The sequence below is a fragment of the Peribacillus sp. R9-11 genome (assembly GCF_031345095.1).
GTDB classification, from domain to species: Bacteria; Bacillota; Bacilli; order Bacillales; family DSM-1321; genus Peribacillus; species Peribacillus butanolivorans.
Genome location: NZ_CP133763.1, coordinates 4123217 through 4143252 on the forward strand (window position 1 = coordinate 4123217; position 20036 = coordinate 4143252).

Below are 20036 nucleotides of genomic sequence, written 5' to 3' on the forward strand. Positions count from 1 at the left end.
ATAAAAAAGGCAAGCCAAGATAGATGGCTTGCCTTTTTTATATAATCTAACTCTCCATCCTTAAGCTTGCGATAGGATAAAAGAAAAAAAGCGAGGGCATTGAATGCACTCACTTCATAATTTTTGATTCAAATTTACCGCACGCTAAAGAATTTTTTCAATTTTGACATAAAACCTTTTGGTTCGACGCCTATCGGAGTCAAGGGCACAGATTCACCAAGAATCCTTCGGGCAATGTTCCTATAGGCAAGCGAGACTCTATTGTCCGGATTATAGGCAATGGGTTCCTTTTTATTAGCTGCTACAATGACCTGATCATCATCCGGAATGACGCCGATCAAATCAATTTTAAGAAAATCGGTTACTCCATCGATATCCATTTCCTCATCTTCATGAAGTAAATGGCCGCGTATCCGGTTGATAATCAATTGAGGCGGTTCAATCTGCTCTTCTTTTTCGAGCAGACCAATAATACGGTCCGCATCCCTGACAGCCGGTCTTTCGGCAGTCGTCACGATAATTGCTTTGTCAGCACCAGCTATGGCATTCCTAAAGCCCTGCTCAATACCTGCAGGACAGTCAATGAGGATATAATCATAGTCCGGTTTCATATCACTAATGAGTTTCCTCATCTGCTCTTCGTTTACCGCTGATTTATCACTATTTTGTGGAGCCGGAAGCAAATAAAGCAGATCCTCGAAATGCTTATCTTTAATAAGCGCTTGATGTATTTTGCAGCGCCCTTCGACCACATCGACCAAATCGTAGATGATTCGATTTTCCAATCCCATAATCACATCTAAGTTCCGAAGACCAATATCCGTATCAATCAAACAAACCTTTTTACCTAGAAGAGCTAACGATGTTCCTAAGTTGGCGGAGGTGGTTGTTTTTCCGACACCACCTTTACCAGATGTAATAACTATTGCCTCTCCCACGATTAGAGACCCCCTTCTAATCTATTTAAATTAGGTCTATATTTCTTTAAAACTTGCAGCTTTTCTATTATTATATTTTCTTCTTCGTCCATGAAGGCACATTCCAAGTCATGCCCCCATTTCGTATATTGGTCAGGAGATAAATTCACTTGTCCAGCAATACGCAACTGAGCGGGTTTCATAACAGAGGCTGCAATAATAGCCTCATTATTCCCCTTATATCCGGCATGGGCTATCCCTTTTAACTGTCCCATAATATATATGTTACCACCCGCACGAACCGTTCCGTCCGGATTAACATCTCCAATTAGCAGTAGATCGCCGGGAACTTCAAACACCTGTCCCGATCTTATCACCTTGGTCACAGTTGTCACTTGGTTTTCATCTTTCCAGCGTTTCGCTTCATCCTTTGTCAGGACATTCGAAAGCATCTCGTCAACGAAAAGTTTCTTCTTTTTATGGATAACCTCTTTAATCTTTTCCACTTGTTCATCATCTAGATAGCGGTTCCCTGTATGTACTTTTACGGAAATAGACGGGTCATTTTCTTGAAACTGATAGTTTGCAGAAAGCTTCGCTTCTAACTCTTTCAATAATTCGGAAAATGAGCAAGAATCATCGAGATGAAGCATAAACCCGTCTTTTGTTCCCTTAATCATAACATTTTGCTGAATTCTTTTATTCATGACGTTTGTTTCACCTCAATGAAATATAATTCGACATAGGAAAACAAATTTCCTTTTTCTACTTACATGGAAAAGTGAAAATACATTTTTAACCTACTATTAGAACACAGAAACGTTATTCTAATTCTCCTTGCAAATCAAGCTTTTCGATAATTCTCTTTAATGGATAGCAACTAATAATAATAAATACGAGGTTCAATAATAATGTCGGGACGAATCTCCGGTCCATATATTCCGCAAATCCCATATCTGCAAAAGATAGGATGATATTCATTTGAAAAATAACGACCTCTAAAACTGCCGTAAACAAGAGAGCTACAAGGCAGGAAATAAGTATATTATTTTGCAAGATTTTCATGCATTTTGAAATCAAATACGCAAGAAAAGGGATAAGGAACATGTAAACCCCTAAAATTTCTGTATATACGGCATCATATGTTAACCCAAGAATTGCTCCATAAAGCATCCCTATTTTTCTAGATCCGAACATAGTCAGGAAAAAAACAAAAATCATAATAAACCGAGGAACTAGGATTTTATCAGCGCCAAATACATCACTTGCAAATAACTGGGCAAAGATGCTTTCAAAAACAAAAAAAAGCAAGGCTATAAAAGAAAGGATGAAATGTTTCACTTAACTTCATCCTCCCCATCCATCTCATCTTCTACGCCGCCAACTTCACGTTTGACGACCATTACATTATTAATATCATAAAAATCCGTCGATGGTTCAATATACGCGGTTTGGTTCAATCCATATTGATCCACTTTAACATCGACCACTTTTCCGATTGGCAGACCTTTCGGGAAGATCCCTCCATAACCAGAAGTAATGACCAATGAATTTTTCTTGATTTTTTTATCATAAGGAATCCGTTTCATTAATAAAAGATTCTTTTCATCATCGAACCCTTCAATCAAACCAAATGCTTTATCTTTGCCTTGAATGATTGCAGAGACGCGGTTAGCTTTGTCGATTGAGCTTAAAAGTTGAACAGAAGCAGTGAAATCAGTGGCTACTTTTACCTTACCAACTAAACCAGTGGATGTAATGACAGCCATATTTTTTTCTACTCCATTACGCTTTCCTTTATTAATCGTAAGCATTTCATGCCAGCGTTCAGGATTACGCCCTATAACCGTCGCCTGAATTGGCGAATACTTCCGCAGATCGTCTTCCTTACCGAGGTTATCACGAAGTTCTTCATTTTCCTCTTTTAAATCTTGAACCTGGGTTTTCAATAAAACATATTCATCCAAACGGGCTTTCAACTTTTTGTTTTCATCGTATGTATGTTGAAGTTCTTTTAAGTCCCCTACAAACCCCGTTATACCCGATACAGGTTTATTAAACACATTTCCGACCCAGCCTGTTGTATCCTTTAAGAATTTCTCGGGCCAAGTTAACTCTTCTCTCTCTCTTAATGAAAAACCGATCAATGCCACGAGAACGATAATGCTAACGAGCAAGAGAAGGAGTTTTTTATTAAAAAACTGTGGCATGATGATTGCACCTCTATTTTTAATTTACTCAATTGTAATGATTAAACACATTAATAACAGCTAGCCATCAAATGTTTTTAGACGGCTTAAAGAAAAAGCAAAGCCGGCCCAAAATTGCAACCTTTTGTTGAGCCGGCCCTATTTGAGAAGTAATGCTTGTAATGCTTATCTTGAATCTCTTGATTTAGTCTTGAACAAATGAATGTGGTCCAATGCTTTACCCGTTCCGATTGCAACACAATCAAGGGGATTTTCAGCAATGATTACTGGCATTTGCGTTTCTTCACTGATGACTTTATCCAAATTGCGCAGCAAAGCACCTCCGCCTGTTAGTACAATACCTCTGTCCATAATGTCAGCTGCAAGTTCAGGTGGTGTTTTTTCTAAAGTGTTTTTCACTGAATCTACAATCGCAGAAACTGTATCACTTAATGCTTTAGAGATTTCCTCAGCTGTAATTTCGATCGTTTTTGGTAATCCAGTCAAAAGGTCACGGCCGCGAATTTCCATATTTTCAATACCTTCCGTGTCACCTGCAGAACCAATTTCCATCTTAATCGCTTCAGAAGTACGTTCACCGATCATTAGATTGTAGTTCTTACGAATGTAAACGATAATGGCATCATCCATCTCGTCACCAGCAATGCGAATTGATTGGCTTGTTACAATTCCACCAAGGGAAATAATCGCTACTTCCGTTGTTCCCCCGCCAATATCAACGACCATGCTGCCTGTAGGTTCCCAAACAGGAAGATCAGCTCCGATAGCTGCTGCAAACGGTTCTTCAATTGGATAGGCATCACGAGCTCCAGCTTGTCTAGCTGCATCGATAACTGCACGCTGTTCAACTGCTGTAATTCCAGAAGGCACACAAATCATGACATACGGTTTGTTACCGAATACGCCCTTTTTTTGAGCTTCTTTCATATAATACTTCATCATTGTAGCCGTTGTTTCATAATCGGCAATAACTCCGTCCTTCATCGGGCGAAGGGCAACCACGTTTCCAGGTGTACGACCGATCATGTTTTTCGCATCATTTCCGACTGCGACAATCTGTTTTGTATCTGTTTGCACAGCAACAACAGATGGTTCACGTACGGCAATTCCTTTTCCTTTTACATAAACAAGCGTATTAGCTGTTCCTAAATCAATTCCTATATCTCTAGCGCCAATTCCAAACATTATGGTATCTCCCTTTCGTAAACAAAAATGCCTTTTTATAAGTTCAAATAATAATTTGTCGTTTTTTGACAATAAGAGTTTTGAAAAAGTTTCCTCTTTTAAAAATCATAAACAATATTATATCGTATCATCAAAAATTTTGATAGTGTCATAAATAACCTTTTTCCTTCAAACTAACATATTTGTGCTCCCCAATAATGATATGATCCAATACTTCAATCCCAATTATTTTACCACATTCGACTAATCTTTTCGTTACTTCAATATCTTCTCTGCTGGGAGACGGGTCTCCGGAGGGGTGGTTATGAAGACAGATGATAGAGGCAGCAGACCTTCTGAAAGCTTCTTTGAAGACCTCACGCGGATGCACAATCGAAGCATTGAGACTGCCGATGAAGACTGTCGTTTTATGAAGAACTTGATTTTTCGTATTTAAATAGAGACAGACGAAATGTTCTTGTGTCAAAAAACGCATTTCTTCCATGCAATAATTGGCACCATCTTCAGGAGAGCGGATCACATAGCGGTCTGGATCATTTAATTTTTGAATTCTCCTGCCAAGTTCGACCGAGGCTAAAATTTGAATCGCTTTCGCTTCACCAATCCCTTTAATCCCGGTCATTTCTTCGACAGAGGCTTCTTTTAACAGACGCAGACCCTCGAAAGATTTGATGAGACGACTAGAAAGCTGAAGAACAGATTCTTCCTTTGTTCCAGTCCTCAACAGCAGAGCAAGCAATTCTTGATTGGAGAGGCTTTGCGGCCCGTCTTGCAGGAATCTTTCGCGAGGCATCTCTTCTTTCGGGTAACCCCGCATTTGCATTTTTTCACTCAAAGCATCCACCCTTCCTTATAAAAGGGAGAGTGCCAGAGGAGAAATCTATTACGTCATGTCTGATTGCATCACCTTAAGTTCGCGAGCTAGTCTTGAAACCGGAAGTCCGACAACAGTGAAATAGTCCCCATTAATTTGTTTGACAAGAAGTGAACCGTATCCTTGAATACCATAGCCGCCTGCCTTGTCAAAAGGTTCGCCGCTGTCCAGATAACGTTCGATTTCAGCTTCTGACAGCTCCCAAAAAGTCACTTCCGTTTTTTCTGCAAATACTTTGCTGTGCTTACCGAATATAATAGCGACACCTGTGTACACTTCATGTGTTCTTCCTGATAACATCTCGAGCATTCTTTTTCCATCGGCACGGTTGATTGGCTTGCCCAATATCTCACCATCAAGGACAACAACTGTATCTGAGCCGATTACCCAGCTTTCCTGATGATCAGCCGCAATGGCTGCCGCTTTCCTAGAAGCTAATTCTTGTACCGCTTCTTCCGCACGCATGTTTTCATCAATACTTTCATCGACATTGGAATTCATACTTTCGAAGGGTATTTGAAGGAATTGTAGAAGTTCTTTACGACGCGGTGATGATGAAGCTAAAATCAATGGTTGCATAATAAAAAGTCACCTTTCTTTACATAGGGAGATACATTTCTATCCTATCAAATTATGGAGAAATCCACAATTATTGTTTACTAGGAATCGACAATGGCCGTATCTTATTTCCCGGAAAATAAAAAAAAGTTGTCATAAAGGGGAGCTTGTCCTGTTAAATAACTCCCCTAGATCATCAACTTTCACCCTGTTATTTTTTGGTAATTCAATAAAAAGTCAAGCAGACTTCCTTGAGCCTGTAAAAGATATTCTTCCTTTTTTGATGTTTCATATTCGGTTATCAACTTTGCCGCAGCTGATAGATTATTATTCATTTGGGAAAGTTCTGATGATAAGTTCTCCCCCTTTAGCTTTTCCATATTTTTTTTCAGAGTTTCCTCGTTTACTGTTGTTTCCTTACCCCGAAGCTTGGTTGCGGATGTTTCTGCTAATGAAGAATATACAGCCTTCATAGTGTCGAGTGTTTCCTCATCTTTTTGGCTTTTACTCGCCGCTTCAAAATTGATTTCCTTCCAATAAACGTCTACATCATATGACTTTAAAAACAATGCCAGCTCCTTACTTGCAGTTAGGCTCTCCGCTGATCCTAAAAATAAATAATAGCTGTCTTCTAATTTGAAAATTTCAGCAGGAACCTGCTTTTCAATGATTTTTTTTTGAATTTGTTTCGCCGCATCCTCGCTGCTGAATACACCGCCTTGTACAAGGAATGTTTTCAGCTGAGCTCCTTGTTCCATAGTTTCTGGTTTTGTATCCTCAGCAGGAGATGCCGTTTTGATAGAGGTCTCAACTGAAGTATCAGCTGCCTTTTCCTTAGTAATGGTTTTAACGGCAATTAAGCCAAGAATCGACCCGAAAAACACCGCGCAAATGACTGCAATCAAGAATGGTTTTATTGGTCTTTTGTCCGGACTATTTAACGTGCCAGTACCAAAACCGATAAGCTTCGGCATTTTCTTCTTTTTCGGGGCAGGGACCAATACAACCTTGTTCTCGATTGAATCATCCGGTAGAATCCATTCAAAACTATCATCAGTTTGTTCCTGCTCCTCACCCGCTGCCTCTTGATCTACATTCTTATTTTTATCGGCAAATACTTTTTCTTCCCCATTTATTTTTATCTTAATACCTTTGCTTTTTTCGGACTTGTCCACTTTTTTTCCTCCTCTCCTGATCATTTTTTCCATCCTATCATAGAGGCAAAAAAAAATAACAAGACTTTTGTCGTCTTGTCATTAATAGGTTTCGTCAAATTTCTCTATTCATATTTCCCTAAACTAAGGACATTCTTCAAAATGTATAGGTTCCGTTATTTCTGATCCTTTGCCGTCGCATAATTTGCATTTCTCACCTTAAATAAATTCCTAGTAAACTATGTCAGTTAAAATAGTAACCATGTCCTTTAAAATCAAAAACGCAAGATGTCCAGAAAGTTTTTGACAAATTTCATCAAAACAAGGATCGTCCCTTTATGAAATAGATTCCCCTAATTATTATCATCTTAAAAAGTGCACATACCACTGTAGAATGGACTCGCCCCAAAAATAAGCAGTCAATGTCCCAAAAACGATATACGGTCCAAAAGGAATCAGTGTTTTCTTTTTAATCACGCCTGTTAGCATACCGATGATGCCAAAAAATGCCCCATAAAAGCTCGCAAACAGAAACGATAACAGCACCAACTTCAATCCGAGTGCAAAACCAATCACTGCAAACAGCTTGATATCACCGCCACCCATACCTCCCTTGCTCACCACAGCGATTAATAGAAGCAAACTAAAGCCAACCGTGGCCCCTACAATTGAATCCCACCAAGGAGATAGTGGAAAGAGAACGCGTAGAAATAAAAAAATCACTGCAAAGAAAAGTAGTACCTTATCAGGAATGAGCATATAGGCCACGTCAGAAACAAAGATGATCATAAACAAAGAAATCAATGCCCAGGCAATCCAGAGTTCGTCCACCCTACCAAGGAATAAAGGAGCTGAAACAAACAAAACACCTGTTAGCATTTCTACAACCGGATAAAGGGGGGAAATCCTGGCCTCACAGCCACGGCATTTACCGCCTTGTATCACATAAGAAACAACTGGTAGTAACTCGAACGACGTCAAGGTTCGTCCACAAGATTGACAAGCAGAGCGCCGATTGGTAAATGAATTTCCTATAGGAACACTTAAGCCGACAACGTTATAGAATGAGCCTAAAATTAGACCTAGGGCGAAGAGAAAGAGATAGAAAGGCATCATTTATTTTACTTGCACTCGGAATCTATTTACTTCGATTGAATCCTTAGCATCAATTGTAAAAGTGCCTATATCAGAAATTCTAATTCCTTTTACAGAACATTCTACTTTGTCATAATCACCAGGGTTCTTCATAATTATTCATTCCTCTCGTTCTTTAATTTGCCATCTCTACTTCTGCCTTCAGTAGATCTCCCTCCTAGTAACTAGTGTATTTCTCTTTAGATTGCCGAATTATTCTTTAGTCCTATAGAATCAATACTTAAACATATTTTAACAAAAATACAGGATAATAGGGAATTGATATATAGGTTTTTATTAAAAGTAGTTTTCTTCTTTTAAGGCTCTGTTAAACGATTATGCTGATAGTTACCAAAAATAAAAAGGACCTTGAACAGGTCCTTTTTGTGAAAATAACTCATTTTGTCATGAAACCCGTTATTGATTATAGATCTATCAAAATTCAGATATAAATTCCCTCACAAGTGAAAGGAAATAAAGGGAACCTGTAATGACAAGAATCTCTTTTTCCCCTGTTTTCTGTCTCCCTTTCCTTATCGCCGACTGCCAATCCTTATCTATGCTTTTATTTTCATGACTGCATTGTTTATAAAGTTTTTCCGCATCAGCCGCTCGTTCATGGTTGAATTCGGTAATGATGATTTCAATCGCTTCCTTTTCCAGCATATGCAGCATCTGTGAATAATCTTTATCCCGAAATGAACTGAAGATAAATCGGTAAGTGTAATCTGGATAATGTGTCTTAAGTGTTTCTATCAGTACTTCGATGCCAGCAGGGTTATGCGCCCCATCAATGATTACCAACGGCTCGTCAGATATTTTTTCAAAACGGCCATTCCATTTCGCCTCCCCTATTCCCTTTCGAATGCTTTTTTCATCTATGCCTTCTATAACTAACATGACAGCAGCGACGGCCAGTGCTGCATTATCTATTTGGTGACGACCTAACATCTGAAGGTCAATATTCCGGATAGACCTATTATCAAGTGAGATTGAGAAGCTTTGCCCATGTTTACTTTGCTTCACATCATTCACATAAAAGTCCCTTCCTAATTGATAATAGGGTACGTTTGCTGAAGCTGCTTTTTCTTCGATTACTTTTGCTGGCTCCTCGGCCGTGACTCCACTGATAATCGGTGCACCACTTTTAATGATGCCAGCTTTCTCTGATGCAATTTCCGCAAGGGTGTTTCCTAGAATATTCGTATGTTCCAAAGAAATAGAGGTAATGATCGAAAGAAGCGGCTGGATGACATTCGTTGTATCGAGCCTGCCTCCAAGTCCCGTTTCCATTAGAACTAGATCGACTTCTTTTTTGCTAAAATAAGAGAATGCCATCGCTGTTAGGATTTCAAATTGAGTGGGTCCGTTCCCCGCACTATCCATCTCTTGTACAATTGGCCAGAGTTCCTGGAAGGCAGCGACAAAGTCATTGTCACTGATTTCATCTGTATTTATCTTCAGTTGTTCATTCATGCGTATTAAATACGGCGATGTGAAGGAAGCGACCCGAATTCCTTCTGCTAGCAGGATTTCTTTTATATAATGCAAGGTAGATCCTTTCCCGTTTGAGCCTGCAATATGAATATACTTTAGACCTTCTTGGGGATTACCTAATTTAGTTAATAATGTTTCCATTCGTGATAGGCCAAAATTCATACCTAATTGAACCTGTCGTTGTTCGAAAAAATGATTGATTTCTTTCATGGTCTTTCCCATTTATCAATAAGCCTCCTCTTTCTTTACACCGCTCTTATGCGTTAAAATTATTTTATCAATATATTAACGATTTACCTAGATGAAAGGTAGTGATTTACCGTGAAACCTTCTGCACTCCACTGTTGGATTGTCGTCAACGGCTATTTACAACATGATAAGTTTTCTAGTTTAGCTTTATTTATTAAAGAAGCAGCTGAAAGAAAAGAGATTTCGGCAACCCTTGTCCGTAATTCCGAACTTATTCCTGTAATTGAAAAAGGATTGCCTATGCTAAAAGGAAATTTTGAAAAGTTGCCTGATTTTGTCCTGTTCATGGATAAAGACATTCATTTGGCTCGCCATTTGGAATTGCTCGACATTCCCGTATATAACAGCAGCACAGCGATTGATATTTGCGATAGCAAAGCAAAAACGCATCAAGCGTTAGCAGGGCATGGCATTCCAATGCCGAAAACCTTATTTCCTCCGTTTACGTATGAAGGAATTGAAAGAATAAATGTGGATGCTTTTAAAGATATCGGCCTTGAACTTGGATACCCGCTTATCGTAAAGGAAGCATACGGCTCATTTGGTGAACAAGTGTATTTAATTCAATCAGAGGCTGAATTTTTGAAGACAGTCCATAAGCTTGGACACAAACCATTTATTATTCAAGAATTCATCGAGCACAGTAAGGGCCGTGATATTCGCGTGAATGTCGTCGGAGATCAAGTCATAGCTGCAATGCACCGCAAATCCGAACATGACTTCCGAGCTAACATGACAGTTGGAGGCCATGCATTACCATACAGCCCCACCAAGAAAGAAGCGGATCTGGCCATCCGATGTGCTTCGATTCTCGGTGCAGACTTTGCAGGCGTCGATTTATTGTTCGGTGAAGATGGCCCACTTCTATGCGAAGTGAATTCGAACTCGCATTTACTAAATATTTACGACTGTACTGGCATCAACATCGCTGATAGCATGTTTGATTATGTGTTGGACAAATTAGAAAAAGGAAGTATTTCAGATGAACAAACAAACAGGTTGGTTGATCTATAACCGTGATGATGCCGAAAAAAACAGAGGATACGGATACATAGACTGGATGCTCGACGAAGCTAAAAGGCTAGATCTTGATTTACATTTTCACTTCCGAGAAGACATCAAAATTGGTCATCGTTTCAATGAGTTGTTCGTGGAACATAAGCAACATCCTATTGAATTGCCAGACTTTGCGATTGTTCGGACCATCGATCCTTTTCTCACAAAACAGTTGGAGCAAGTGGGTATTGCCTGCTTTAACTCCTCTTTCGTATCCGAAATGGCGAATGACAAAGCAAAAACGCATCAATATTTGACCTCAATCGGAATTCCGATGGCCGATACCGTGTATTGCCAAGGAATGCCGAGTGCTGATGATATGGATTTCCCGTTCATCGCTAAAGAAGCCCATGGGCGCGGCGGGAAACAAGTATATTTGATTGAACACGCACATGATTTAGCCGAATTGTCGGAAGGAAATTGGATTGTCCAAAAGCCCTGCGTATTCGGCAAGGATATCCGCGTTTTTGTTATTGGTAAAAAAGTGGTGGCCGCTGTACTTCGAGAGTCCTCCTCCAGCTTCAAGGCAAATTATACGTTAGGTGGATCAGCTTCATTATATGAGCTGTCTGTACCTGAAAAAGCGCTTGTTGAAAGAGTAATCGCAGCTTTTGAGTTTGGCATGGTCGGAATCGATTTTATTTTTGCCGAAGATGACAGCCTAATGCTCAATGAAATCGAGGATGTAGTGGGTAGCAGGACACTTAGTGCACTAAGTGACATTAATATTGTAAGAGAGTATCTTATTTTTATTAAAGATAGAATTTCCTCTCAACCGGACATTTAATCACGACTGATTGAAGATTAATATTTATTAAACACAAAAAAGGATGAACCAGCATAATAGGCCGGTTCATCCTTTTGCATTTTACAGCTGTTTCAATTCGTTGATTCTGTGGATCACAGAGTCACGTTTTTCGCTGTAGTCTTTTTCTTTGGCACGTTCTTCATCAATAACGCTTGCTGGCGCCTTTTTAACAAAGCCTTCGTTCCCTAATTTTTTCTGTACGCGTTCGACTTCTTTATTAAGTTTGTCGAGTTCTTTTTCAAGACGTTTCACTTCTTCGTCGATATTGATCAGTCCTGTAAGCGGAAGGATTAGTTCAACACCAGTTACAACTGCCGTCATTGCTTGAGCTGGTTCTTCGACTTCGATGCCGATCGTCAAGTGTTCAGGATTACAGAAACGCTCGATATAGCTGCTGTTTTTCTGTAATGTTGCTAAGATGGACTCGTCTTTCGCTTTTAAAATCAAATTGATTTTTTTGCTTAACGGTGTGTTCACCTCAGCACGAATGTTACGAACGGAGCGGATGATTTCAACAAGCAGCTTCATTTCCTCGGCTGCAGCTGAATCTGTCAATTCTTCGTTCACTTCCGGCCAAGCAGCAACAGTGATCGACTCACCTTCATGAGGAAGGTTTTGCCAGATTTCTTCGGTAATGAATGGCATGAAGGGATGCAACAATCTCATCGTGTTATCTAGCACGTAAGCTAAGATTGAACGAGTCGTTTTCTTCGCTGCTTCGTCTTCGCCATATAACGGAAGTTTCGCCATTTCAATATACCAGTCACAGAAATCATCCCAAATGAAGTTGTAAAGCACACGGCCGACTTCACCGAACTCATAACGGTCAGCGAGTCTTGTTACGTTTGAAATCGTTTCGTTCAAACGCGTTAAAATCCATTTATCGGCTACAGATTTTTCACCGCTTAAATCGATTTCGTCATACGTCATGCCATTCATATTCATTAAAGCAAAACGGGATGCGTTCCAGATTTTGTTGGAGAAGTTCCAAACCGCTTCCACTTTTTCGGTGCTGTAACGAAGGTCCTGACCTGGTGAGCTGCCCGTTGATAAGAAGTAACGCAGGGAATCAGCACCGTATTGATCGATAACATCCATCGGATCGACTCCATTACCAAGCGATTTGCTCATCTTGCGTCCCTGTTCGTCACGAACAAGACCGTGAATCAGTACATCTTCAAAAGGACGTTCGCCCGTGAACTCAAGTGCTTGGAAAATCATCCGTGAAACCCAGAAGAAAATGATATCATAGCCTGTCACAAGTGCTCCGGTTGGATAGTATCGTTTAAAATCAACGCTATCTTTGTCTGGCCAGCCCATAGTTGAGAACGGCCATAAAGCAGAGCTGAACCACGTGTCCAAAACATCTGTATCTTGTTCCCAGTTCTCAGCATCCGCAGGCTCTTCATGTCCTACATACACTTCGCCTGTTTCCTTATGATACCAAGCCGGAATGCGGTGGCCCCACCAAAGCTGACGGGAAATACACCAGTCGCGAATATTTTCCATCCAGTGCAGATACGTTTTTTCGAATCGATCTGGAACGAAATGAACTTTTTCATCATCAGACCCTTTTTGAAGCTCAACTGATGTATCCGCAAGAGGTTGCATTTTGACGAACCATTGAGTCGAAAGATATGGTTCAACAACAGCACCGCTTCGCTCTGAGTGACCAACTGAGTGAAGGTGATCTTCTATTTTAAAGAGTACTCCTTCATCCTGAAGGTCTTTGACGATTTGCTTACGGCACTCGAAGCGGTCCATACCTTCGTATTTACCGGCCTTTTCATTCATCGAACCGTCTTCATGCATGACAAGGATGCGCTCCAAATTGTGACGGTTCCCAATTTCAAAGTCATTCGGATCATGGGCAGGTGTAATTTTAACCGCACCAGAACCGAATTCCATATCCACATAATCATCACCGACAATCGGAATTTCTCGACCTGTAATTGGCAAGCAAACCATTTTACCGATTAAATGCTTATAACGGTCATCTTCAGGGTGTACGGCAACAGCAGAATCGCCAAGCATGGTTTCTGGGCGAGTTGTAGCTATTTCAATTTCACCTGATCCGTCAACTAATGGATATTTCATATGGTAAAATGCGCCCTGAACATCTTTGTAAATAACCTCGATATCAGATAACGCTGTTTTCGTTGATGGATCCCAGTTGATAATGTATTCCCCGCGATAAATCAAGCCTTTGTTATAAAGGGACACGAATACTTCACGTACCGCTTTAGAAAGCCCATCATCAAGCGTGAAGCGCTCACGTGTATAATCAAGACCAAGACCAAGCTTTGACCATTGTTCACGGATATGACTCGCATACTCCTCTTTCCATTTCCATGTTTCTTCTACAAACTTCTCACGGCCTAAGTCGTAACGGCTTACGCCTTCTGCACGAAGCTTTTGTTCAACTTTTGCTTGCGTAGCGATACCAGCATGGTCCATACCTGGCAACCATAAAACGTCATAGCCTTGCATCCGTTTCATGCGAGTTAATATATCTTGAAGTGTTGTATCCCAAGCATGGCCTAGGTGCAGCTTACCTGTTACGTTCGGCGGTGGAATGACAATCGTATATGGCTCTTTTTTGTCATCACCTTTTGTTTCAAAAAACTTTCCATCAAGCCACCACTTATAGCGGCCTTTCTCTATCGTCTGCGGATCATATTTAGTCGGCATCGAAATTTGGTTCTCTTCCATAATCATTTCCTCCTTTTAAGGGCATAAAAAAAACTTCCATCATCACAAAAGGACGAAGGAAGTTGTTCGCGGTGCCACCTTTTTTCCGAAAAAGAAAAGAATCTTCTTCGGCTCTCAAATGGGATAACGGCTCTTCACCGGCCATCGCTACTAAATAACTTTCACGAAAACTGCTCGCGGACGACTTCTGATGCTGCCAACTTAGAAACCTCTCACCAACGGTTCCCTCTCTGAAAAGCGCATTTCATCTTACTATTTCCGGTCTTTGCATTCATTTATATTCATATGTAAAATCACTAAACGCATATAGTATATAGTACAAAAAAAACAGGGCTCCAGTCAATCATCTTTCGAATACTTTCTTAAAGTATTCTCACTTTAGGCTATTAAATCTTGTCATTCAGTCTTTTTCTTTATTCTATCCTCTAAGATAAGTTCCTGTGACGGCTTTCTCACCTTTTCCACCTCATACCCATAGAATATAAGAAGTCCTACAAAGGAAGGTAATAATATGAAACGAAAATATTCCCCTTATACTTTACCGCCTTGGATGAAAAAATTCCGCGGTGTTTGCCAGCAGTTCATTATCCCTTTTATAGTATTCCAAGGGTTGCGGACGCTGATTTTCCCTACTTTCTTCGATATGCTTCTGCTAATCGCATTTATTTTCTTAGCTATGTCTTTATATTTCGAATGGATTTAATTATTCCCCTACAGAAAAAAAATATACATGACTGGAGGTAATCCAATCATGTATATTTAGCTTGGGGGTGATTGCTCTTCTTTAACAGCTTCAGTAGCCGCCTTTTTCTTCTGTTCAATATCTTCGATTTTCATCACCATATATTCAATATTCTTCAGGAGCCAAAATTGCCGCTGCAGTTGGGTTACATTATCTAGTTCTGTTCTATGGCCTCTGCCGTCCGAATAATTCTTCACTATATCTAGAGCCGATCCCGGAAAAGCAAGATAGCTTTGCATCAGCAGCAATTCTTCTTCTTTTAACGGGAAATAACGGAGATAGTTATATAGCCAATCGACACAGTCATCACATTGGACAGGATAGGTCCTCGCCGATTTGACTAGGAATGGGAGTAAATCGAAATGAGGCGGTGCCGTATTCGAATTCTCGAAATTAATAAAGTAACCATATCCACGTTCATCATAAACAAAATGCTTTAATGAGACCTTTCCATGCGTGACAACAGTCCGGATTTTTTCACTTTCCTTAGTTTTTTCATACCACGTTTCAAACTTCTTAATCGAGTACCTCAGTGCCTGTGATATATCTGTGAAAAAGGAACAAACCGTCATTTCAAATGGAGACATATACCATTTCTTTTCACAGCTATCAATATACTCATCCATAAAATCCTTCTCGTTATTCCAGGAATCCAATGTTCGCTCATAATGAGATTCTCGTTCCTCAATATCCACTACTATTTCTTTTACAGACAACGCATGCATCCGGGCAAGCTCCCTGAACATTTGCTTATGGCTTTCATCACGCTCTCCGTTTCTCTCGTTATTCAACCAGGGCATCAGGTAATACAAACGACCATTATGAAGAACCGCATAACGTTGATCCATCGTTTGATAAATGGGAACAATTCGGTTATACCCGCGATGATACAGTTTTTGAACATTTTTGATAAAATCAATGCCGTTGTGCGGTAAAATGGACTTCAAGGCAAATGTACCGCGATCACTATAGACTTTTTTCACTCGTCCGAAATCCTCTATATATTGTACATATAGGGCATATTCTTTCAAAACTTCTCCTGTGTCCCTATCCCATTTATTAGTCTGCTGATTCTCGTTTCCCCTCACGAGACTCACTCACTTTCTCTAAAAAAACTCGCCAATTGGATTCCTATAGCCACCAAAGGCGTAGTCACATTCAATCTTAATTTCTTAGATTGTCTTTCGTTTATTAAATTACAACTCAATTACTATAGTAAAAAACAGGAGCAGTGCCATCTGCTCTGCTCTCTGCCGTACTTAATTTTTATAAGCAATCGCCTTCGGTATATAAATGACTTGCCCTTCATGAACGTTCTGATTCGACTCCAATTCATTGCTGAAGAGTATAGATTGAACAGTAACATCATAGCGCTGTGCCAAATCATCCAACGTTTCCCCTTGCTGAACAATGCAAACCTTCATCCTGACCAGTTCTTCCTCTTGTTTTCGTCCGAATAAATCCATAATGGATAAATGCTTATCCGCTTGCTCTGTCGTCTCTTTATCATCACGTTCCGAGGCTTTTTTTCTGCCTTTATAATTTTTAACTTCTTTGGCTGGTGGCTCTGGATTTTCTTTTCTTTTAAACAAATCCCTTATAGACGATTGGTGTTCCTCTTCGTTTGCTACTTTCACATGCTCATTGAGGATAGGACCTGCTTCATCAACAGCTTTTTCCTGCCGGTCGACTTCCTCGGATCCAAATGGCGATACAGGAGTCTTACTAACTGGGACATTTTGTTGATTACTTACATAAACCGATTCTTCTTCTTTCTTAATCTCCGGGTTCTCTACGGCTTTTACCAGTCTGCTAACTTCTGCTTCTAGATGCTCATCTTGAATGGATGACTCCGGAATCTTATCAATTGGATGACTATGGCGATCAATTAGGTAAATCACTTCTTCTTCCTCTTCGGCTTCTTCCCTGTTTACTTCTTCCCACTGCTCCTCTTCTGGATACGGTGAAACAGGAATTTCAAAAACTGGAGCATTATGCTGTTCACTTAAATAGATAGGCTCCTCATCATCTTCTTCCTCGGTTTCAGACACTCGTTTTGCCTCGGCAGAAAATGGCGTGTATAACTCTTCTTCCTGCTCATCACGAAACACCGGTTGAAAATCTGGGATTGGCGGGACCCCAGCCGCATATGGAATGTATGACTCATTTTCTTCGTCTGTTTCTTCTTGTTCCTCGGTTTCTGTTTCCACGACCTCCAGTTCCGTATCGGTACGTTCTTCCACATATGAATCATTATAAATTCCGGTTATCAACAAATCCGCCTGCAATTTTAAACAGTTATGCTCAGGTAGAGCATAATCAAAACTTTGAATCGAGACATCAATTTCATCTAATGAGGCAATCCGATTATTCGGAATCGTTATATCAACCGGAAAACGGTGTGTGAACTCATTGAGTCCATCGAGATTCCTCTCAACCTTTTGAACGGCTTTTGGCATAAAGGTCTGTGAAAACTCCTCTTGTTCACCATTTTCCGAGTCCTTGTATTCACCGCATAAATCTAACGAGCCTCGTATAAAAACATATTGATCACTTTCTTGAATCGTCACATTTGGATCGAGGGAAATGGAATATAGCTCAGCCACTTCCTGTCCCTTCTGGAACCAAACGGATTCCTCTAAAGAAAATCGTAAATACGATTCATTTTCTTGCGACAAGACAACTCCTCCTTTCAGCTTCAGGAAACGGTACCTATACCAATAACAATCTATGAAGAAAGGCTATTGATTATTCCTTAATTTCATTGGAAACCATCTTGCCCTTAAGCCCTTCATCTACTTTTATTCGGCCTTTCCGCCATTTAATTCGTCCTTCCTCCACTTTAATTCGGACTTCAACCATTTATTTCGGCCTTCTACCATTTATTTCGGCCTTCAACCACTTATTCGACCTTCAACCATTTATTTCGGACTTCATCCACTTTAATTCGGCCTTCATCCACTTTAATTCGGCCTTCTACCATTTATTTCAGCCTTCATCCATATATTTCGGCCTTCAACCATTTATTTCGGACTTCAACCATTTATTTCGGACTTCAACCACTTATTCGACCTTCAACCATTTATTTCGGACTTCATCCACTTTAATTCGGCCTTCATCCACTTTAATTCGGCCTTCTACCATTTATTTCGGACTTCAACCACTTTAATTCGGCCTTCACCATTTAATTCGGCCTTCACCATTTAATTCGGCCTTCAACCATTTATTTCGGACTTCTACCATTTATTTCGGACTTCAACCATTTATTTCGTCCTTCAGCCATTTAATTCGGCCTTCCTCCACTTTTATTCGGACTTCAACCACTTTAATTCGGCCTTCATCCACTTTTATTCGGACTTCAACCATTTAATTCGGCCTTCCTCCACTTTAATTCGGACTTCAACCATTTATTTCGTCCTTCAACCACTTTAATTCGGACTTCAACCATTTATTTCGTCCTTCAACCATTTATTTCGTCCTTCAACCATTTAATTCGGCCTTCCTCCACTTTCGGCCTACAAACTTTTTTTGGCCTACTTATTGATTAAAATTCAATAAAAAAACAGGCTACCTTTCTCCAAAAGTTTTTGGATAATGGTAGCCTGTTTTAAGAGTTTTATTAGTGTTTCAATTAGCTTTAGATTATTTTTTTAATTTCGCAAAAGCTTGTTCAGTTGCTGCAATGGTCTTTTCGATATCTTCATCACTATGTGCAGTAGATAGGAATAAACCTTCGAACTGGGACGGCGGCAAGTAGATACCTTGGTTTGCCATTTCCCTATAATAGGAAGCAAAGAACTCTAAATCAGAAGTTTTTGCTGTATCATAATTAACTACATCTTCATTCGTAAAGAAAAGTCCGATCATTGAACCAGCACGGTTAAATGTATGCGGAACACCATATTTTTTAGCAGCTTCTCCAATGCCTTTTTCGAGCATGTCACCTTTACGGGTAAACTCTTCATAAGATTCTGGAGTCAATTGGCTCAGCGTTTCAAGTCCGGCAGTCATGGCAAGCGGGTTTCCGGATAATGTTCCTGCTTGATAGATTGTTCCACTCGGTGCAATTTGTTCCATGATTTTACGTTTACCTCCGAAAGCTCCGACCGGTAAACCTCCGCCAATAACTTTACCAAGACAAGTCAGGTCCGGCTCAATGCCAAAATAGCCTTGTGCACAATTATAACCGACTCGGAAACCTGTCATAACTTCATCAAAAATCAATAGAGCCCCGTATTGGGTCGTCAAGTCGCGCAGGCCTTCCAAGAAACCAGGTTGTGGTGGCACGACACCCATGTTCCCCGCAACAGGCTCCACGATGATACAGGCGATGTCTTCGCCAAATTGCTCAAACGCATATTTTGTTGCTGCAAGATCATTATATGGCACTGTAATTGTATTTTTTGCAATGCCTTCTGGTACACCCGGGCTATCTGGTAGACCTAACGTTGCAACGCCAGATCCGGCCTTAATTAACAAGGAATCACCATGTCCATGATAAGAACCTTCAAACTTCAGGATTTTATCACGGCCAGTATATCCTCGTGCTAATCTTAAAGCACTCATAGTCGCTTCTGTTCCTGAAGAGACCATACGAATCATCTCAATCGAAGGAACCCGTTCAATGACGAGCTTAGCCAATTCATTTTCAACCACGGTAGAGGTTCCGAAGCTTGTACCTGATTCCGCTACCTTTTTCAGTGATTCAACGACACGATCATTCGTGTGACCCAGGATAAGCGGTCCCCAGGAAAGAACGTAGTCTATATATTCATTGCCATCGATATCATACATTTTCGAGCCTTTGCCACGCTCCATGAAAATGGGGTCCATGTCCACAGATTTAAAGGCACGGACCGGGCTGTTCACGCCGCCCGGCATCAAATTTTTTGCTTCAGCAAACGCTTTTTTCGATTTTTCATATGACCGCATGATTCAGT

General features: G+C 40.3%; 17 protein-coding genes and 1 other annotated feature. Of the genes, 3 read left to right on the forward strand and 14 right to left on the reverse strand.

The genetic code is table 11. From position 1 onward, the window contains the following. Positions 1-134 precede the first annotated feature (134 nt). From minD to RE409_RS20100, 10 genes are all read right to left on the reverse strand, one after another. On the reverse strand, positions 135-938 hold the full coding sequence (minD, locus tag RE409_RS20055; RefSeq protein ID WP_053347158.1) for a septum site-determining protein MinD: 804 nt from the start codon (positions 936-938) through the stop codon (positions 135-137). A gap of 2 nt (positions 939-940) precedes the next feature. After that, entirely contained in the window at positions 941-1624 is a 684-nt protein-coding gene (minC, locus tag RE409_RS20060; protein ID WP_053347159.1) for a septum site-determining protein MinC, read from the reverse strand. Positions 1625-1739: 115 nt separating this feature from the next. After that, entirely contained in the window at positions 1740-2258 is a 519-nt protein-coding gene (gene mreD, locus RE409_RS20065; RefSeq protein ID WP_057218889.1) for a rod shape-determining protein MreD, read from the reverse strand. Beyond that, positions 2255-3127, reverse strand: coding sequence for a rod shape-determining protein MreC (gene mreC / locus RE409_RS20070; protein WP_053347161.1), 873 nt, complete (start codon positions 3125-3127; stop codon positions 2255-2257). The genes mreD and mreC overlap by 4 nt, the downstream gene beginning before the upstream one ends. Before the next feature lie 165 nt (positions 3128-3292). Continuing rightward, a complete protein-coding gene (locus RE409_RS20075) occupies positions 3293-4312 on the reverse strand; it encodes a rod shape-determining protein (RefSeq protein WP_053347162.1) in 1020 nt (339 codons plus the stop codon). A gap of 148 nt (positions 4313-4460) precedes the next feature. Next, positions 4461-5135 carry a RadC family protein gene (gene radC, locus RE409_RS20080; protein ID WP_201187977.1) on the reverse strand — a complete coding sequence of 225 codons (675 nt, stop codon included), beginning with the start codon at positions 5133-5135 and terminating at the stop codon, positions 4461-4463. Between the two features lie 60 nt (positions 5136-5195). Further along, the gene (locus RE409_RS20085) at positions 5196-5765 is read right to left on the reverse strand and encodes a Maf family protein (protein WP_201186040.1); all 570 of its coding nucleotides are present in this window, start codon (positions 5763-5765) and stop codon (positions 5196-5198) included. Positions 5766-5947: 182 nt separating this feature from the next. After that, entirely contained in the window at positions 5948-6919 is a 972-nt protein-coding gene (locus RE409_RS20090) for a hypothetical protein (RefSeq protein ID WP_201223487.1), read from the reverse strand. A 342-nt stretch (positions 6920-7261) separates the two neighbouring features. Then, positions 7262-8014 (reverse strand): prepilin peptidase, encoded by a 753-nt coding sequence (locus RE409_RS20095; protein ID WP_397444130.1) that lies wholly within the window; start codon positions 8012-8014, stop codon positions 7262-7264. 453 nt (positions 8015-8467) lie between these two features. Then, positions 8468-9751 (reverse strand): bifunctional folylpolyglutamate synthase/dihydrofolate synthase, encoded by a 1284-nt coding sequence (locus RE409_RS20100; protein WP_309557969.1) that lies wholly within the window; start codon positions 9749-9751, stop codon positions 8468-8470. A 99-nt stretch (positions 9752-9850) separates the two neighbouring features. On the opposite strand from RE409_RS20100, the gene RE409_RS20105 reads away from it, so the two are divergent. Together RE409_RS20105 and RE409_RS20110 are read left to right on the forward strand one after the other, a co-directional pair. Next, positions 9851-10792 carry an ATP-grasp domain-containing protein gene (locus RE409_RS20105; protein WP_201186048.1) on the forward strand — a complete coding sequence of 314 codons (942 nt, stop codon included), beginning with the start codon at positions 9851-9853 and terminating at the stop codon, positions 10790-10792. Continuing rightward, positions 10761-11621 carry an ATP-grasp domain-containing protein gene (locus RE409_RS20110; RefSeq protein WP_309557970.1) on the forward strand — a complete coding sequence of 287 codons (861 nt, stop codon included), beginning with the start codon at positions 10761-10763 and terminating at the stop codon, positions 11619-11621. Before RE409_RS20105 ends, RE409_RS20110 begins: the two co-directional genes overlap by 32 nt. An 81-nt stretch (positions 11622-11702) precedes the next feature. Here the strand turns inward: RE409_RS20110 and RE409_RS20115 are convergent, their stop codons facing one another. Further along, positions 11703-14354: a valine--tRNA ligase gene (locus RE409_RS20115; protein ID WP_201223481.1), complete on the reverse strand. Its 2652-nt coding sequence runs from the start codon at positions 14352-14354 to the stop codon at positions 11703-11705. A 45-nt stretch (positions 14355-14399) separates the two neighbouring features. After that, positions 14400-14629 (reverse strand) — a binding site (T-box leader). Positions 14630-14865: 236 nt separating this feature from the next. Here RE409_RS20115 and RE409_RS20120 point away from each other — a divergent pair. Then, positions 14866-15057 (forward strand): hypothetical protein, encoded by a 192-nt coding sequence (locus RE409_RS20120; RefSeq protein WP_056525571.1) that lies wholly within the window; start codon positions 14866-14868, stop codon positions 15055-15057. A 56-nt stretch (positions 15058-15113) separates the two neighbouring features. Here RE409_RS20120 and ysxE read toward each other — a convergent pair whose 3' ends face one another. The 3 genes from ysxE to hemL all read right to left on the reverse strand — a co-directional run bounded on the left by ysxE (position 15114) and on the right by hemL (position 20028). Then, positions 15114-16193, reverse strand: coding sequence for a spore coat protein YsxE (gene ysxE / locus RE409_RS20125; protein ID WP_309557971.1), 1080 nt, complete (start codon positions 16191-16193; stop codon positions 15114-15116). A gap of 162 nt (positions 16194-16355) precedes the next feature. Next, positions 16356-17774, reverse strand: coding sequence for a stage VI sporulation protein D (gene spoVID / locus RE409_RS20130; RefSeq protein WP_201250602.1), 1419 nt, complete (start codon positions 17772-17774; stop codon positions 16356-16358). Between the two features lie 964 nt (positions 17775-18738). Continuing rightward, positions 18739-20028: a glutamate-1-semialdehyde 2,1-aminomutase gene (gene hemL, locus RE409_RS20135; RefSeq protein ID WP_056525582.1), complete on the reverse strand. Its 1290-nt coding sequence runs from the start codon at positions 20026-20028 to the stop codon at positions 18739-18741. Between the last annotated feature and the right edge of the window lie 8 nt (positions 20029-20036).

What these genes read in the sequence shown, in the direction of transcription:
- RE409_RS20075 (WP_053347162.1), bottom strand. Translation starts at nt 4,312, where the DNA reads ATGTTTGGAATTGGCGCTAGAGATATAGGAATTGATTTAGGAACAGCT.
- RE409_RS20110 (WP_309557970.1), top strand. Translation starts at nt 10,761, where the DNA reads ATGAACAAACAAACAGGTTGGTTGATCTATAACCGTGATGATGCCGAA.
- RE409_RS20085 (WP_201186040.1), bottom strand. Translation starts at nt 5,765, where the DNA reads ATGCAACCATTGATTTTAGCTTCATCATCACCGCGTCGTAAAGAACTT.
- minC (WP_053347159.1), bottom strand. Translation starts at nt 1,624, where the DNA reads ATGAATAAAAGAATTCAGCAAAATGTTATGATTAAGGGAACAAAAGAC.
- RE409_RS20120 (WP_056525571.1), top strand. Translation starts at nt 14,866, where the DNA reads ATGAAACGAAAATATTCCCCTTATACTTTACCGCCTTGGATGAAAAAA.
- RE409_RS20100 (WP_309557969.1), bottom strand. Translation starts at nt 9,751, where the DNA reads ATGGGAAAGACCATGAAAGAAATCAATCATTTTTTCGAACAACGACAG.
- mreC (WP_053347161.1), bottom strand. Translation starts at nt 3,127, where the DNA reads ATGCCACAGTTTTTTAATAAAAAACTCCTTCTCTTGCTCGTTAGCATT.
- RE409_RS20115 (WP_201223481.1), bottom strand. Translation starts at nt 14,354, where the DNA reads ATGGAAGAGAACCAAATTTCGATGCCGACTAAATATGATCCGCAGACG.
- hemL (WP_056525582.1), bottom strand. Translation starts at nt 20,028, where the DNA reads ATGCGGTCATATGAAAAATCGAAAAAAGCGTTTGCTGAAGCAAAAAAT.
- RE409_RS20095 (WP_397444130.1), bottom strand. Translation starts at nt 8,014, where the DNA reads ATGATGCCTTTCTATCTCTTTCTCTTCGCCCTAGGTCTAATTTTAGGC.
- radC (WP_201187977.1), bottom strand. Translation starts at nt 5,135, where the DNA reads ATGCAAATGCGGGGTTACCCGAAAGAAGAGATGCCTCGCGAAAGATTC.